We start from the raw sequence: 14,931 nt of genomic DNA, 5'->3' as shown, positions 1-14,931 counted from the left end.
CGTCTCTCCGCAGTGACGTCTCTCCGCCTGCGGCCTCCGACTGTGACAGATATCTGCCGGCGTGCTCGGTCGGCGGGAAGTGGAACGGCCGGGCGGGGGTGTGTGCCCCGGCCCGGCCGTTCCGTTGTGATCTCCTGTCAGGGGGAGGCGATCCGCCCCAACGACGGTGGGATCTTGTGCGCGGCGGCGCGGTCGAGCAGGAACAGCGTGCGCTGCCGCCCGCGCGCCCCGGCGGCCGGCACCTGGAACGGTCCGGCGTCGGACAGTGCCATCCTGACCGCCTGAGCCTTCTCCTCGCCCGCCGCGACGACCCAGACCTCCCTGGCGGCCCGCAGCGCGGGGAACGTCAGCGACAGCCGGGTCGGCGGCGGCTTGGGGGAGCCGTGCACGGACACGACCGGCCGCTCCTCCTCATAGACGGCCGGCTGGCCGGGGAACAGCGAGGCCACGTGGCCGTCGGGGCCCATGCCGAGCAGCAGCACGTCGAACGACGGCACCGGCCCGTGGTCCTCCGGCCTGGCCGCCTTGGCCAGCTCCGCCGCGTACGCGTCGGCGGCCTCCTCGGCGGTCATCCCCGAGTCGGGGCCGGGCATCGGGTGCACCCGCGCCGGGTCCACGTCGACGTGGTCGAGCAGGGCCTGGCGTGCCCCGGTCTCGTTGCGCTCGGGATGGCCGGTCGGCAGGAACCGCTCGTCGCCCCACCAGATGTCGAGCGCCCGCCAGTCGATGGCGTCGTGCGCCGCCGTCCCCGCGAGGGCGGCCAGCGTCGAGATGCCCACGGTGCCGCCGGTCAGCACCAGGTGCGCCGAACCGCGGGCCGCCTGCGTGTCCACCAGCCGCGTGATGAGGCGGGCGGCCACGGCCTGGGCCAGCAGTTCGGCGTCGCGGTGGACGATGACGGTGGGAACGCCGGTCACGCCCGTCCCCGCCCCTTCATCTCCGCCAGCCTGCGGATCGAGGCGGCGTAGATGTCGTCGGGGTCGAGCCTGCGCAGCTCCTCGGCCAGCAGCTCCGAGGTCGGCCTGCGGGCCAGGGCGACCCGCCGGTCGGGGTTGCCGGGCCGCGACAGCGTGGCGAGCCTGGCGTCGGTCCTGCTCACCGTCAGCTCGCCACCGCCCTCGATGGACAGCCGCACGCCCGTCAGGCCGGGGCCGCCGGAGTCGGCGATCTCGATCGGCGCCTCCAGCCGGTCGCACAGCCAGGCGGCCAGCAGCGGCGCGCTGGGGTTGCCCGCCGCGGCCTCCACCACGCCCCCGGTGATCTTCCCCATGGGCTGGTCGAAGGCGGCGGCCAGCAGGCTGCGCCACGGCGTGAGCCGGGTCCAGGCCAGGTCGGTGTCGCCGGGGACGTAGCTGCCGGCCCGCGAGGAGATGGCGGCGACCGCGTCTCCGGCCGACCTGGCGTCCATGATCCGGCGGCTGCCCAGGTGCCCGATCGGGTGCTTGGCGGGGATCTCCGGGCACTCGCCCGGCCACCACACCACCACCGGCGTGTCGGTGAGCAGCAACGGCGTGATCACCGAGTCGGCGTGCTCGGTCAGCTCGCCGTACAGGCGCAGCAGCACGACCTCGCCCGGCGCCGACTCGCCCACGCGGATCTCCGCGTCCAGCCGGTTGGACTCGGCAGGATCGCGGATGATCACCATGAGGATGCGCGAGGGGTGCTCGCGCGCCGCGTCGGTGGCCGCGCGCAGGGCGTCGTACTGCCCCGCCTCGTCCACCACCACGACGAGGGTCAGCACCATGCCGACGGCGGGCGCGCCCATCTGGTGCCGCAGGCGGGTGAGCGTCGAGGAGATCTTCGACGCGGTCGTCTCGGTCAGGTTGAAGGTCGTCACACCGCTCTCCGCTCGCTCCACCCCAGATGCGCCGCGCTGACAGCCACGCTCACAGCCGCCTCCAGGCGCGTCCGTCCCTGGCCAGCATCGCGTCGGCCGAGGCGGGACCCCAGGAGCCGGACGCGTACCCCTCGGGCTGGCCCTGGGAGGCCCAGAACTCCTCGATCGGGTCGAGGATGTTCCACGACAGCTCCACCTCCCGCTGGTGCGGGAACAGCGGCGGGTCGCCGATGAGCACGTCGAGCAGCAGCCGCTCGTACGCCTCGGGGGAGGACTCCATGAACGACTCGCCGTAGGCGAAGTCCATGTTGACGTCCCTGACCTCCATGGCCGTGCCCGGCACCTTGGAGCCGAAGCGCACCGTGATGCCCTCGTCCGGCTGGACGCGGATGACCAGCGCGTTGTGCCCGAGGATCTCGGTGTCGTCCTTGCTGAACGGCAGGTGCGGCGCCCGCTGGAAGACGACGGCCACCTCGGTCATGCGGCGGCTGAGCCGCTTGCCCGTGCGCAGGTAGAACGGCACCCCGGCCCACCGGCGGTTGGCCACCTCCAGCTTGACCGCGGCGTACGTCTCGGTGGCGGAGTCGGGGGAGATGCCCTGCTCCTCCAAGTAGCCGACGACGGGCTCGCCGCCCTGCCAGCCCCGCACGTACTGGCCGCGGGCGGTGCCGGTGGCCAGGTCGGCGGGCAGCTTGACGGCCCGCAGCACCTTCTCCTTCTCCCGGCGCAGCGCGTCGGCGTCGAAGGACGTGGGGTCCTCCATCGCGACCAGCGCGAGGAGCTGGAGCAGGTGGTTCTGGATCACGTCACGGGCCGCGCCGATGCCGTCGTAGTAACCGGCCCGGCCGCCGATGCCGATGTCCTCGGCCATCGTGATCTGGACGTGGTCGACGTAGCCGCGGTTCCAGATCGGCTCGTACAGCGTGTTGGCGAAGCGGAGCGCCAGGATGTTCTGGACGGTCTCCTTGCCGAGGTAGTGGTCGATCCGGAAGACCGAGCTCTCCGGGAACACCGCGCTGGTGATCGCGTTGAGCTCCTGAGCGCTCTTCAGGTCGTGCCCGAACGGCTTCTCGATGACGACCCGGCGCCAGGAGCCCTCGGGGCCCTTGGCCAGGTTCGTCCGCTTGAGCTGCTCGATCACGAGCGGGAAGAACTTCGGCGGCACCGACAGGTAGAACGCGTAGTTGCCGCCGGTGCCCCGGGTCTCGTCGATCTCCTTGAGCATCATGGCGAGCACGTCGAAGGCGCCGTCGTCGCCGAACTCGCCCGGGCAGAAGTGGATGCCCTCGCTGAGCTGCTTCCAGACCTCCTCGCGGAACGGCGTCCGCGCGTGCTCCTTGACCGCCTCGTACGTGACCTGGGCGAAGTCCTCGTGCGCCCAGTCGCGGCGGGCGAAGCCGACCAGGGAGAAGCCCGGGGGCAGCAGCCCCCGGTTCCCCAGGTCGTAGATCGCCGGCAGCAGCTTGCGCTTGGCGAGGTCGCCGGTGACGCCGAACAGCACGAGCACGCACGGCCCGGCGACCCTGGGCAGGCGCCGGTCGCGCGGGTCGCGCAGCGGGTTGGCGGCCATGGTCAGCTCGGTGGTCGCGGTGGTGGCGGCCTGAGCGGCGGCCAGGACCGCCCGCTCCGCGCTCGTCAGGTCGTCCCCCGCCTCCTGCGCGGCGCTGCGCGACTCCTGCGCCTGCAGGGCGTCGCCGGCGGGGGCCTGCGGCTCCTGTTGCTCCGTCATGTGTCCTCCCCGCGGACGGGCCCTTCGCCAGTAACGCATCGCATGGTCAGAGCTCCTCCGCCACGGAGAGCAGGTGCCTGACCCCGGCGACGCGGTCGGTGAGGTGCAGGCGCACGGCCGGCCTGCCGCGGGAGGTCAGTGCTCCCAGGTCGCCCAGCGCCTGCGCGAGCTGCAGCCTGCCCAGCGTGTAGGGCTTGCCCGGGACCTCGACGTCGTCGGTCACCGCCCCGGTGATCTGCAGGAACACACCCGACGCCGGCCCGCCCTTGTGGTACTGGCCGGTGGAGTGCAGGAAGCGCGGGCCCCAGCCGAACGTGACCGCGTGGTCGGTGCGGTAGTCGAGCAGCGCCCGCAGGGTGGCGACGTCGGCGCTCGCCCAGGTCTCGGTCATCTCCTCGAAGGACGCCTCGCCGACGACCGCCGCGTCGAACGCGGCCTCGCGGTCGAGGTACGCCATGATCGCCAGGTAGCCGCGCTCGGGGATCGCGCGCAGCAGCCAGGTGAGGACGTCGGCCAGGTTCTTGAGGTCGCCGGGCAGGTCGCCGTACACCTCGACCGGGCCGTCGGTGAGCACCGGAGTGCCGGTCGGCAGCGGGCCGTCCCCGGCCTCCTGCAGGATCCGGGTGGTGTTCTCCTTCGACTCGGCGACGTTGGGCTGGTCGAACGGGTTGATCCCGAGCACCCGCCCCGCGACGGCCGTGGCGTACTCCCAGACGAGGAACTGCGCGCCGAGCGGGCCGTCGACGGTCGTGCCGCTGTCGGACCCGATGGTGACGAGGAACTGGTCGTCCGCCTCGGCGGCCTCGGCGCCGACGACGGGCAGGACGCCCTTGCCCTCCTTGCCCGTCGACTCGGCGATGAGCTGCTCGATCCAGTCGGGCAGGCCCGTGATGTCGGACGGCGCGTCGCGCAGGATCAGCTTGTCGCGCCCGTGCAGCGCCCGCGCGCCGAGCAGCGCGCCGAGCTCCAGGCCCGGGTTGCCCTCGTCCTGCGCGAGCAGCGGCGCCACCGCGGCGGCGTCGTCGAGCAGCCTGGTCACGTCGGCGCCCGCCAGGGCGCTCGGGACCAGGCCGAACGCGGTGAGCGCGCTGTAGCGGCCGCCCACGTTCGGGTCGGCGAGCACGACCGGATATCCGGCCTCGATGGCCGTCCGCTCCAGCGGGGAGCCGGGGTCGGTGACGACCACGATCCGCTCGGCCGGGTCGATCCCCGCGTCGCGGAACGCCTGCTCGTAGACGCGCCGGTGGCTGTCGGTCTCGATCGTGCCGCCGCTCTTGCTCGCCACCACGACGATCGTGCGGTCGAGCCGGTCGGCGAGCGCGCGCCGCACCTGGTGCGGGTCGGTCGTGTCGAGGACGGTCAGCGGCGCGTCCTCGGTGGCGCAGATCACCTCGGGTGCGAGGGAGGAGCCGCCCATGCCGGCGAGCACCACGTGGTCAAGGCCCTCGGCGCGGGCCCGCTCCACCAGCTTGGCGATCTCCGGGAGCAGCTCCCGGCTGCTGCGGGGCAGGTCGAGCCAGCCCAGCCGGATCGCGGCCTCGGACTGCGCCTGCGGGCCCCACAGCGTGGAGTCGCCCGCGGCGAGGGCCGCGGGCACCCCCTCGGCCACGAGCTTGTCCTTGACCGCCGTGACGGCGTCCGCCTCGTCGCCGAGGGTTACCTCGATTGTCATATGCAGCTCAGGCCTTCCGCAGCTCGCCGTCGACGGTTTCGAGAAGCTCGGTCCAGGACGTCTCGAACTTCTCGACGCCCTCCTCCTCCAGCGCGCGGACGACGTCGTCGTAGTCGATGCCGGCCTGCTTCAACGAGGCCATGACGTCCCACGCGTGCTGATAGAAGGGGCGGATCGTGTCGCCCGAGATCCGGCCGTGGTCGGCCGAGGAGTCCAGCGTCTTCTCCGGCATGGTGTTGACGATCCCGGCCGTGACCAGCTGCTCCACGTACAGGGTGTCGGGGTAGTCGGGGTTCTTCACACCGGTGGAGGCCCACAGCGGGCGCTGCGGGTGCGCGCCGGCCGCGCGCAGCGTCTGCCAGCGCGGCGAGTTCATGACCTCCTCGTACGCGGCGTACGCCAGGCGGGCGTTGGCCACGGCGGCCTTGCCCTTCAGCTCGGCGGCCTCCGGCGTGCCGATCTTGTCGAGGCGCTTGTCGATCTCGGTGTCGACGCGGCTGACGAAGAACGACGCGACCGACTCGATCGTGGCCAGGTTGAGGCCGTTGGCCTTCGCCTTCTCCAGGCCGCTCAGCCAGGCGTCCAACACCTGGCGGTACCGCTCCAGCGAGAAGATCAGCGTGACGTTGACGCTGATGCCCTCGGCGATGGCCTGGGTGATCGCAGGCAGGCCCTCGACGGTCGCCGGGATCTTGATGTGCACGTTGGGCCGGTCGACCAGCCACCACAGCGCGCGGGCCTCGGCGATCGTCGCCTCGGTCTTGCGGGCCAGGCGCGGGTCCACCTCGATCGACACGCGCCCGTCGACGCCGCGGGTGGCGTCGAAGACCGGCCGCAGCACGTCGGCCGCCCAGCGGATGTCGAACGTGGTGATCGCGCGTACGGCCTCCTCGACCGTCACCCCGCGGGCGGCGAGGTCGCGCAGCTGCGCGTCGTATGCGTCGCCCTTGCTCAGCGCGGAGGCGAAGATCGTGGGGTTGGAGGTGACACCCGTCACGTTCTTGTCGCGGATCAGGGCGGCGAGGTTGCCGGAGCGCAGCCGCTCCCGGCTGATGTCGTCCAGCCAGATGGAGACTCCGGCGTCGGACAGCCGCTTCAGATTCTCATTCATCCTTCGTCCCTCAGTTTCCGGTCGTCTCGCCCTTGTCGGCGCCCGTCTTGGCCAGGCTGGCCTTGGCGGCGGCGACGACGCGGTCGGCGGTGAGGCCGAACTGCTCGTAGATCGTCTTGTACGGCGCGGAGGCGCCGAAGTGCTCGAGCCCCAGGACCTCGCCCGCATCTCCAACGAACTCGCGCCAGCCGAGCGTGATTCCCGCCTCGACCGCGACCCGGGCCTTGACGGCGGGGGGCAGCACGGTCTGCTTGTAGGCGGCGTCCTGCTCCCGGAACCACTCCACGCACGGCATGGAGACCACGCGGGTCGGGATGCCCTGCGACTCCAGGATCGTGCGGGCCTCGACGGCGAGCTGGACCTCGCTGCCGGTGCCGATGATCACGACCTCGGGCTGGCCGTTGGACGCGTCCTGCAGGACGTAGCCGCCCCGCGCGACGGCGTCGGGGTCGCCCGCGCCCTCCAGGGTGGGGACGTTCTGCCGGGTCAGGGCGAGGCCCGCCGGGCGGTCGTCGTGCTCGAGGACGGCCTTCCACGCGGCCGCCGTCTCGTTGGCGTCGGCCGGGCGGACGACGTCCAGGCCGGGGATCGCGCGCAGCGCCCACAGGTGCTCGATCGGCTGGTGGGTCGGGCCGTCCTCGCCGAGGCCGATCGAGTCGTGCGTCCAGACGTAGGTCACCGGCAGCTTCATCAGCGCGGCGAGCCGCACCGACGGCCGCATGTAGTCGCTGAACACCAGGAACGTGCCGCCGTACGGGCGGGTGCCGTTGTGCAGCGCGATGCCGTTCAGGATCGCGCCCATGCCGTGCTCGCGGATGCCGAAGTGCAGCGTCCGGCCGTACCGGTTCCCGGGGAACTCCTTGGTCTGGTACTCGTCCGGGATGAAGGACGGCTCGCCCTTCATCGTGGTGTTGTTGGACTCCGCGAGGTCGGCCGAGCCGCCCCACAGCTCCGGCAGCACCGGCGCGAGCGCGCTCAGCACCTCGCCGGACGCCTTTCTGGTGGCGACCTGCGAGCCGATCTCGAACGACGGCAGCGCCTTGTCCCAGCCCTCCGGCAGCTTGCGCTTGGAGATCCGGTCGAACAGCTCCGCCCGCTCGGGGTTGGCCTCGCGCCAGCTCTGGTAGCCCTTGTCCCATTCGGCGCGCAGGGCCCGGCCGCGCTCGACGACCTCACGCGCGTGGTCGAGCACCTCGGCGGGCACCGCGAAGCTCTTGTCGGGGTCCATGCCGAGGACGCGCTTGGTCGCCGCGACCTCGTCGGCGCCCAGGGCCGAGCCGTGGATCTTGCCGGTGTTCTGCTTGTTCGGCGCCGGCCAGCCGATGATCGTGCGGAGCTTGATGAACGTCGGCCGCTCGGTCTCCGCGCGGGCCGCCTCAAGCGCGTCGTACAGCGCCTGGACGTCCTCCTTGTACTCGCCCGTCGCGGTCCAGTCGACCTCCAGGACGTGCCAGCCGTACGCCTCGTAGCGCTTGGTGATGTCCTCGGACAGGGCGATCTGGGTGTCGTCCTCGATCGAGATGTGGTTGGAGTCGAAGACCACGGCCAGGTTGCCGAGCTTCTGGTGGCCGGCCAGGGCGCTGACCTCGTGGCTGATGCCCTCCTCGAGGTCGCCCTCGGAGGCGAAGCACCAGATCATGTGGTCGAACGGCGAGGCGCCGGGGGCGGCGTCCGCGTCGAACAGGCCGCGCTCGCGGCGGGCCGCCATGGCCATGCCGACCGCGTTGCCGATGCCCTGGCCGAGCGGGCCGGTCGTGGTCTCCACGCCGGCCGTGTGGCCGTACTCGGGGTGGCCCGGGGTGAGGCTGCCCCACTGCCGGAGCGCCTTGAGGTCGTCCAGGGTCAGGCCGTAGCCGGACAGGTAGAGCTGAATGTAAAGCGTCAGGCTCGAATGCCCGCAGGAAAGGACGAACCTGTCTCGTCCCGCCCACTTGGGATCCGAGGGGTCATGACGCAGGACCCGCTGGAACAGAAGGTAGGCGGCGGGCGCGAGGCTCATCGCGGTGCCGGGGTGACCCGATCCCGCCTTCTCCACGGCGTCCATCGCCAGGGCCCGCACGACGTCGACCGCCTGCCGGTCAAGGTCACTCCACTCAAGGCTTCCGCTGCTCAACTGCTCGATCCCCTCTTGTTTTCGCGCCGGTTCTGGCATTTCCCGCCCACAGGGGACCCTAACGGGTTCCTCGTAATACCGTTTGGTAGCCACCTCGGTAACGGTGCCTGCGGCTTCGGCCCCGGTTCGGGGACCACCTGCGGTGGCGACTACAGTGATTTCGCAAGTGCCGGCTGCCGCCCGGAGACAGGCTGCCCGGAGATCCGCCCTAATCAGAGGTTACGCGTTGACCCCGCACGTGTTGGAAGCGCCTTGACGGTCTTGACGAACAAGCAGACGGTGGCCCCCCTCGGGTCCGCCGCGACGGCCACGGCTCCCCGCTCCATCGGGGCGCTCGTGAAGGCCTACGTGGCGCTCACCAAGCCCCGGATCATCGAGCTGCTGCTGATCACGACCCTGCCGGTCATGTTCCTCGCGGCGCATGGCCTGCCCGACCTGTGGACCGCGACCGCCACCATGGTGTTCGGCACCCTGTCGGCGGGCAGCGCGAACGTCCTGAACTGCTACATCGACCGGGACATCGACCGGACGATGCGGCGCACCCGCAGGCGGCCGCTCGCCAAGCACGACGTGTCGCCGATGGGCGCGCTGATTTTCGGTGTGATTCTCGGCACTCTTTCCACGCTCGGGCTCGCGCTCACGGTCAACGGACTGGCCGCCGTGCTGGCGCTCGGCGCGATCCTGTTCTACGTCTTCGTGTACTCGCTGGTGCTCAAGCGGCGCACGTCGCAGAACATCGTGTGGGGCGGCATCGCCGGCTGCATGCCGGTGCTGATCGGCTGGGCCGGCATCACCGGCGGGCTGTCGTGGGCCCCGGTCGTGCTGTTCGGCGTCGTGTTCTTCTGGACGCCGCCGCACACCTGGACGCTCGCCATGCGCTACCGGGAGGACTACGCGGCGGCCGACGTGCCCATGCTCCCGGTGGTCACCACCGAGCGCCGGGTCGTCCAGCAGGTCGTCGCCTATACCTGGGCCACCGTGCTGTGCTCGCTGCTGCTGTGGCCGATCGCCGGCACCTCCCTGCTCTACCCGGCCGCCGCGCTCGTGCTCGGCGCGGTCTGCCTGGTGGAGGTCTACCGCCTGCTCGGCCGGGTGAACGCCGGCAAGACCGGCGTCGACCTGCGCCCGATGCGGTTCTTCCACTGGTCGAACATCTACCTGGCGCTGCTGTTCCTCGCCGTCGCGCTCGACTCCCTGGTCGCCTGATCCTTTTCCGCCCGGCCCGCCTACGTCGGGCCTGCCGACGGAATACGTCACAGCGCTGATGCCGCCGGCCGCGTCCTTGCGTACGTTCGAGCCATGGAACGGATGGCGGTGTGGCGTGCCGCATGGGCGGGGCCCGGCGGCGAACCCCGCCGGGTGGGACCGCTCGACGCCCTGTTCGCGGCCGTCCTCGGCGTCCTCGCCGCGCTGGGCTCGGCGTCCGCCCTGTCCGAGCGCGGCCTGCGGCTCGACGCCGCCGGGTACGCGCTGGTCGCGGTGGCGGCGGCCGGGCTCGTGGCGCGGCGGGCGTGGCCGCTCGCGGCCCTCGCGACGACCTTCACGGCGACGATCGCCTTCCTGGCCCGCGGCCATCCGTACGCCCCGGTGCTCGAACTGACGTCGGTGGCGGTCTACTCGGTCGCCGCCTGGCGCCCGGAACGGGTGTCGGCGGCGGCGCTGGCGGCGGTGGCCGTCGCCTACCTGTCGTTCTCGTCCTGGACGGCGGCGCCGGCCGCGCCGGAGATGGGCGTGCCCGCGCTGGCCGCCCTGTGGCTCCTCGTGCCGTGGGCGGCCGGGGTGGCCGTGCGTGCGTACCGCCGGGTCAGGGCGCGGGCCGCCGAGGCCGAGCGCCTGGGCCACGTCCAAGAGGAGCGTCTGCGGATGGCCCGGGAGGTGCACGACATCGTGGGTCACAGCCTCGCGGTCATCAACATGCAGGCGGGGGTGGCCCTGCACGTGCTGCACAGGCGGCCGGAGAGGGCGGAGGAGTCGCTGCGGGCCGTGCGGGAGGTCAGCGCCCAGGCGCTGGAGGAACTGCGGGTGGCGCTGCGGACGCTGCCCGGGACCCTGGACCAGGGCCTGGCCCCGGCGCCGGGACTGGAGCGGGTGCCGGAGATCGTCGAGGCGGTGCGGCGGGGAGGCCTGCCGGTGAACCTGGTCGTCGAGGGAGCGCGACGCCGGGTGCCCGTCGCGGTGGATCTGGCCGGATATCGGATCGTGCAGGAGTCGCTGACCAACGTGGTGCGTCACGCCGGTGCGTCCCGGGCGGACGTGCGGGTGACGTACGGGCCGGACACGGTGTCGGTGAAGGTGACCGACGACGGGACCGGCCGCCTGGGGCATGACGGTGACGGCCGGGGCGGCGGGCATGGCGCAGGACAGGGCGGCGGGCACGGCCTGCCCGGAATGCGGGAGCGCGCGGCGTCGGTGGGCGGCGCTCTGGAGGCGGGTCCGTGCCCGGGAGGCGGCTTCCGGGTCCTGGCCGTCCTGCCCTGCGAACCGCGCGCCGGCGGCGGGACCCCCGGATGAGGCCGGCGGTGGACGGACCCGGGCCCGTCATCCGGCTGGCGGTGGTGGACGATCAGGCGCTGGTACGCATGGGCGTGCGCATGCTGGTGGAGGACGAGCCGGACATCGACCTGGTGGCCGAGGCGGCGGACGGGGCGGCAGCGGTGGCCGCCGTCCGCCGGTGGCGCCCCGATGTGGTTCTCATGGACATCCGGATGCCGGTGCTCGACGGGATCGAGGCGTTGCGGCGGATCGTCGCCGAGGCCCCCGCGACCCGGGTGGTCATGCTGACGTCGTTCGATCTGGACGACCATGTGTTCGACGCGCTGCGGGCGGGCGCCTCGGGCTTCCTGCTGAAGAGCGCGGAGCCCGACGAGATGCTGCGGGCGGTGCGGGTGGTGGCCGAGGGCGAGTCTCTGCTGTCGCCCGCGGTCACCCGGCGGGTGATCGCGCGGTTCGCCGGGCGGCCTGGGCCGCCCGGCGAGGCCAGGGCGCGGCTGTCCGCGCTCACCGAGCGCGAACGCGAGGTGGTCGGGTGGGTGGCCGCGGGACTGTCCAACGACGAGATCGCGCTCAGGCTCGTGGTCAGCGCCGCCACCGTGCGCACGCACGTGGGCCGTGCGATGACGAAACTGGGCGCGCGCGACCGCGCCCAGCTCGTCGTGTTCGCCTACCAGGGCGGGCTGCCGATCCCCGAGGGCTGACTACGCGGGCGCGGCGCGGGCACCGGCCGGGCGGGCCACCAGGTCGCGGGGCCGATGTCGAGGGCCAGGGCGGGGACCAGGACCGTGCGCACCACGAACGCGTCGACGAGCACGCCGAGCGCGACCAGCAGGCCGAGCTGGATGTTGAGGACCACCGGGGTGATGGTCAGGACCAGGAACGTCGCGGCGAGCACGACGCCGGCACCGGTGATGACGCCCCCGGTCGCGACGAGCGCGGTCATCGTTCCCTCCCGGTGACCACGCCGCGCGACCTCCTCACGCGCCCGGGCCATGAGGAAGATCGTGTAGTCCACGCCCAGCGCGACCAGGAACAGGAAGCCGAGCGTGAGCGCGGTTTGGTCGGTGCGGGGGAATCCGAGGGCGTGGAACAGCAGCGTGGACAGACCGGCGGCGGCGCCGGACGAGAGCAGGGCGCAGCCGAGCAGCAGCAGGGGCGCGACGACCGCGCGGAGCAGGACGCCGAGGACGAGGGTGACGATGCCGATGACGAGAGGGGCGATCACCGCGAGGTCGCGGTCCATCGCGGCGTCGCGGTCGACCAGCGCCGCGGTCTGGCCCCCGATCAGCGCGCCGGGCGCCGCCCGGGCGAGCCGGGCGCGCAACCCCGCCACCGATCGCCTGGCCGGCTCGCTCGCCGGGGCGTCGGCGAGCACGGCGGTGATCCGCACCCAGCGGCCCGAAGCGGAGGTCTCGGCGGGGCCGGTCGAGGCGATCCCGGGCGCCGTCGTGGCCAGGGCGGCGACGGGCGCGGCGGCCCGCACCGGGGCGTAGACGAGGGCGGGAGCGGTGGTGCCGCCGGGGAAGTGCGCGTGGATGATCTCCTGCCCGGCCGCCGACTCGGGCTTGCGCGTGAAGTTGTCGCCGCCGTCGAGAACGCCCACCCGCAGGAAGGCCGTGCCGCAGGCCAGCGCGGCGAGCGCGAGCCCGGCCAGGGCCCAGGCGCGGCGCGGCCGCCGGGAGACGAGCGCCCCGATCCGCTGCCAGATCCGCGTGCTGCGGGCGCCGGGAGCCCGCCGACGGGGGATCGCGGGCCAGAAGACGCCCCGGCCCAGCGCCGTCAGGAGCGCCGGCAGCAGGGTGGTCATCGCCAGCAGCGCCGCCACGACGGCGATCGCGGCGAGCGGGCCGAGCCCCTTGGTGGAGTTCATGTCCGCCGCGAGCAGCGCCAGCGCGGCGAGGGCCATCGTCGCGGCGGAGGCCGCCACGGACGGCACGGTGCGCCGCAGCGCGAGCGCCATCGCGTGGTGCCGGTCGGCGTGCTCCGCCAGCTCCTCCCGATAGCGGGAGATCAGCAGGAGCGCGTAGTCGGTGCCGAGCCCGAAGACCAGGACGATCATCAGGATCGAACCGGAGCCGCTGACCTCGGCGCCCGCCCTGCCGGCCAGCACGGCCCCGGCCTGCGCGGCCACCACACCCGCCGCCACGCAGGCGAGGGGGACGAGCGGCAGGACCGGGCTGCGGTAGGTGACGAACAGGAGCAGCGCGACCACCCCCACGGTGACCAGGGTCAGCGTCCCGTCGATCCGCCCGTTGGCGTCCGTCGCGTCCGCGCGAAAGGCGGCGGGCCCCGTGGCGGCCCCCGCGAGCCCGGCGGGCAGTCCGGCCCGCATGATCTCCCGGGCCCGGGCCACGATCTCCCCGGCCTCGCCGGTCTCCATGGCGCGGCCCGGCACCGGGACGGTCAGCGTGAGCGCCTCCCCGTCGGCCGAGGGCGCCGGGCCGGTCACGCTCCCGCCCGCGAGGGCCCGGAGCCGGTCCCGGTCGTCCAGCACGGTCTCGCGGTCGGCGGCGCTCAGGCCGCCCTCCCGTGCGTACACGAGGACCAGCGTGCTGTCGCGCCCGGCGGGGAACTCCCGCCTGGCCAGCTCCACGGCCCGGGTCGACTGGGCGCTCGCGGGCATCCAGTTGGTCTCGTCGTTGTCCTGCACCCGGCCGATGCCCCCGGCCAGCGCGCCGAGGGGAACGAGCATCACCAGCCAGGCGGCGATCACCGCCCACTTGCCGATCCGCCCCGCCGGCAGACCGGCCAGGCGCCGCAACGTCTCCATTCCGCACCTCTCGTCGTCCTCGATGGGAGATCAACGGTGGTGCGCGGGGGGCGTCGCGCGCGTCCCCCGTGGAACGTCACGTGCCGCTACGGCGCGGCGCGTACGCCGTCGGGCCGTCCGCCGTACGGATCAGGCGCGGTAGGTGCGGCCGCGCTGGTCCGGTGCGGTCGCGACCGGGTCGCCCGGTGACGTACGCACCGAGGTCAGATGGTGATGAGGACCTTGCCGAACGCCTTGCCTGAGGCGTAATAGCGGTAGGCGTCGTGAGCCTGATCGAAGGGGAACACGCGGTCGATGACCGGGTGCAGGTCGTTGACCTCGACGGCTCGGTTCATGGCGAGGAACTGGGCTCGGCTGCCGACCGCGACGGCGCGCACGGTGGCGCCGGAGGCGAAGAGCGTGCGCGCGTCGAGTGGAGGCGCGGTGTCGGAGACGAAGCCCACGCAGGCGACGTGCCCTGCCACCGCCACCGCCTTGAGGGACTGTTCCAGCAGGCCGGCGACGTCGATGACGCGGTCGGCGCCCCGCCCGCCGGTGAGTTCGCGGACTCTCGCGGGCCAGTCGGGGACGGCCCGGTAGTCGATGACCTCGTCCGCGCCGAGGCCGAGCAGGCGGGCTGCCTTCTCGGGGCTGCTGGTGGTGGCGATCACCCGGGCGCCGAGCGTCTTGGCGAACTGCAGGGCGAACAGCGACACCCCGCCCGATCCCTGCGTCACCACGGTCTGGCCAGGACGCAGGCCGTCCGCGCCGGTCACGGCGTTCCAGGCGGTGACCGCGGCGCAGGGGAGCGTCGCCGCCTCCTCGTAGGACAAACGGCCGGGGACCGGCACCAACGCGTCCTCGTCGACCACGGCGCGTTCGGTGAGCATGCCGTCCAGCGAGCCGCCGCGCTGCGGCAGGTGCTCGATGCCGAACGGGCCGTCCTGCCAGCTCGGGAAGAGGGTGGCGGTGACCCGTTCGCCGATCCGCCGGGGGTCGACCCCGGGCCCGACCGACACGATGTCGCCGGCCCCGTCGGATACCGGGACCACGTCCGGCTTCACCGGCAGGACGTAGTCGCCGCGGGCGATCATCAGTTCCCGGAAGCTCAGCGACACCGCGCGTACGGCGACGACGACCTGACCGGCGCGGGGGACCGGATCGGGGTGGTCTCTGATCGTCAGACCCGCGAGCCCGGCGCCGCTGTCCAGGTGGTAGCTGCGCATC

At 73.0% G+C, this 14,931-nt stretch carries 11 protein-coding genes; 3 read left to right on the top strand and 8 right to left on the bottom strand.

Annotated features, from left to right (window positions below):
• Positions 1-137: 137 nt before the first annotated feature.
• The 6 genes from pgl to tkt all read right to left on the bottom strand — a co-directional run bounded on the left by pgl (position 138) and on the right by tkt (position 8,501).
• Positions 138-917, bottom strand: a complete 780-nt coding sequence (gene pgl / locus HHX35_RS30485) for a 6-phosphogluconolactonase (protein ID WP_182902098.1) — start codon at positions 915-917, stop codon at positions 138-140.
• On the bottom strand, positions 914-1,837 hold the full coding sequence (locus HHX35_RS30480) for a glucose-6-phosphate dehydrogenase assembly protein OpcA (RefSeq protein ID WP_139573139.1): 924 nt from the start codon (positions 1,835-1,837) through the stop codon (positions 914-916). The genes pgl and HHX35_RS30480 overlap by 4 nt, the downstream gene beginning before the upstream one ends.
• A gap of 49 nt (positions 1,838-1,886) precedes the next feature.
• Positions 1,887-3,407 (bottom strand): glucose-6-phosphate dehydrogenase, encoded by a 1,521-nt coding sequence (gene zwf, locus HHX35_RS30475; RefSeq protein WP_182902166.1) that lies wholly within the window; start codon positions 3,405-3,407, stop codon positions 1,887-1,889.
• Between the two features lie 205 nt (positions 3,408-3,612).
• The gene (locus HHX35_RS30470; RefSeq protein WP_182902097.1) at positions 3,613-5,238 is read right to left on the bottom strand and encodes a glucose-6-phosphate isomerase; all 1,626 of its coding nucleotides are present in this window, start codon (positions 5,236-5,238) and stop codon (positions 3,613-3,615) included.
• 7 nt (positions 5,239-5,245) lie between these two features.
• Positions 5,246-6,349, bottom strand: a complete 1,104-nt coding sequence (gene tal / locus HHX35_RS30465) for a transaldolase (protein ID WP_182902096.1) — start codon at positions 6,347-6,349, stop codon at positions 5,246-5,248.
• Between the two features lie 10 nt (positions 6,350-6,359).
• Entirely contained in the window at positions 6,360-8,501 is a 2,142-nt protein-coding gene (tkt, locus tag HHX35_RS30460; protein ID WP_182902095.1) for a transketolase, read from the bottom strand.
• Positions 8,502-8,714: 213 nt separating this feature from the next.
• On the opposite strand from tkt, the gene HHX35_RS30455 reads away from it, so the two are divergent.
• The 3 genes from HHX35_RS30455 (at position 8,715) to HHX35_RS30445 (ending at position 11,656) form a co-directional block, all read left to right on the top strand.
• Complete coding sequence (locus HHX35_RS30455) at positions 8,715-9,668, top strand: heme o synthase (protein ID WP_182902094.1); 954 nt, start codon at positions 8,715-8,717, stop codon at positions 9,666-9,668.
• 93 nt (positions 9,669-9,761) lie between these two features.
• On the top strand, positions 9,762-10,973 hold the full coding sequence (locus tag HHX35_RS30450) for a sensor histidine kinase (RefSeq protein ID WP_220506046.1): 1,212 nt from the start codon (positions 9,762-9,764) through the stop codon (positions 10,971-10,973).
• Between the two features lie 8 nt (positions 10,974-10,981).
• On the top strand, positions 10,982-11,656 hold the full coding sequence (locus HHX35_RS30445; RefSeq protein ID WP_310739404.1) for a response regulator transcription factor: 675 nt from the start codon (positions 10,982-10,984) through the stop codon (positions 11,654-11,656).
• On the opposite strand, the gene HHX35_RS30440 is transcribed toward HHX35_RS30445, so the two are convergent.
• Together HHX35_RS30440 and HHX35_RS30435 are read right to left on the bottom strand one after the other, a co-directional pair.
• Positions 11,623-13,725 (bottom strand): MMPL family transporter, encoded by a 2,103-nt coding sequence (locus HHX35_RS30440; RefSeq protein ID WP_182902092.1) that lies wholly within the window; start codon positions 13,723-13,725, stop codon positions 11,623-11,625. The two genes, HHX35_RS30445 and HHX35_RS30440, sit on opposite strands and share 34 nt — an antisense overlap.
• A 203-nt stretch (positions 13,726-13,928) precedes the next feature.
• Positions 13,929-14,930 carry an NAD(P)-dependent alcohol dehydrogenase gene (locus HHX35_RS30435; protein ID WP_182902091.1) on the bottom strand — a complete coding sequence of 334 codons (1,002 nt, stop codon included), beginning with the start codon at positions 14,928-14,930 and terminating at the stop codon, positions 13,929-13,931.
• Between the last annotated feature and the right edge of the window lies 1 nt (position 14,931).

The sequence above is a fragment of the Microbispora sp. H10830 genome (assembly GCF_014161375.1).
GTDB lineage: Bacteria > Actinomycetota > Actinomycetes > Streptosporangiales > Streptosporangiaceae > Microbispora > Microbispora catharanthi.
The sequence above is the reverse complement of the archived record's forward strand: the minus strand, read 5'-3'. Positions and strand labels throughout refer to the sequence as shown.

What these genes read in the sequence shown, in the direction of transcription:
- zwf (WP_182902166.1), bottom strand. Translation starts at nt 3,407, where the DNA reads ATGGCCGCCAACCCGCTGCGCGACCCGCGCGACCGGCGCCTGCCCAGG.
- HHX35_RS30470 (WP_182902097.1), bottom strand. Translation starts at nt 5,238, where the DNA reads ATGACAATCGAGGTAACCCTCGGCGACGAGGCGGACGCCGTCACGGCG.
- tal (WP_182902096.1), bottom strand. Translation starts at nt 6,349, where the DNA reads ATGAATGAGAATCTGAAGCGGCTGTCCGACGCCGGAGTCTCCATCTGG.
- tkt (WP_182902095.1), bottom strand. Translation starts at nt 8,501, where the DNA reads ATGCCAGAACCGGCGCGAAAACAAGAGGGGATCGAGCAGTTGAGCAGC.
- HHX35_RS30450 (WP_220506046.1), top strand. Translation starts at nt 9,762, where the DNA reads ATGGAACGGATGGCGGTGTGGCGTGCCGCATGGGCGGGGCCCGGCGGC.
- HHX35_RS30440 (WP_182902092.1), bottom strand. Translation starts at nt 13,725, where the DNA reads ATGGAGACGTTGCGGCGCCTGGCCGGTCTGCCGGCGGGGCGGATCGGC.
- HHX35_RS30435 (WP_182902091.1), bottom strand. Translation starts at nt 14,930, where the DNA reads ATGCGCAGCTACCACCTGGACAGCGGCGCCGGGCTCGCGGGTCTGACG.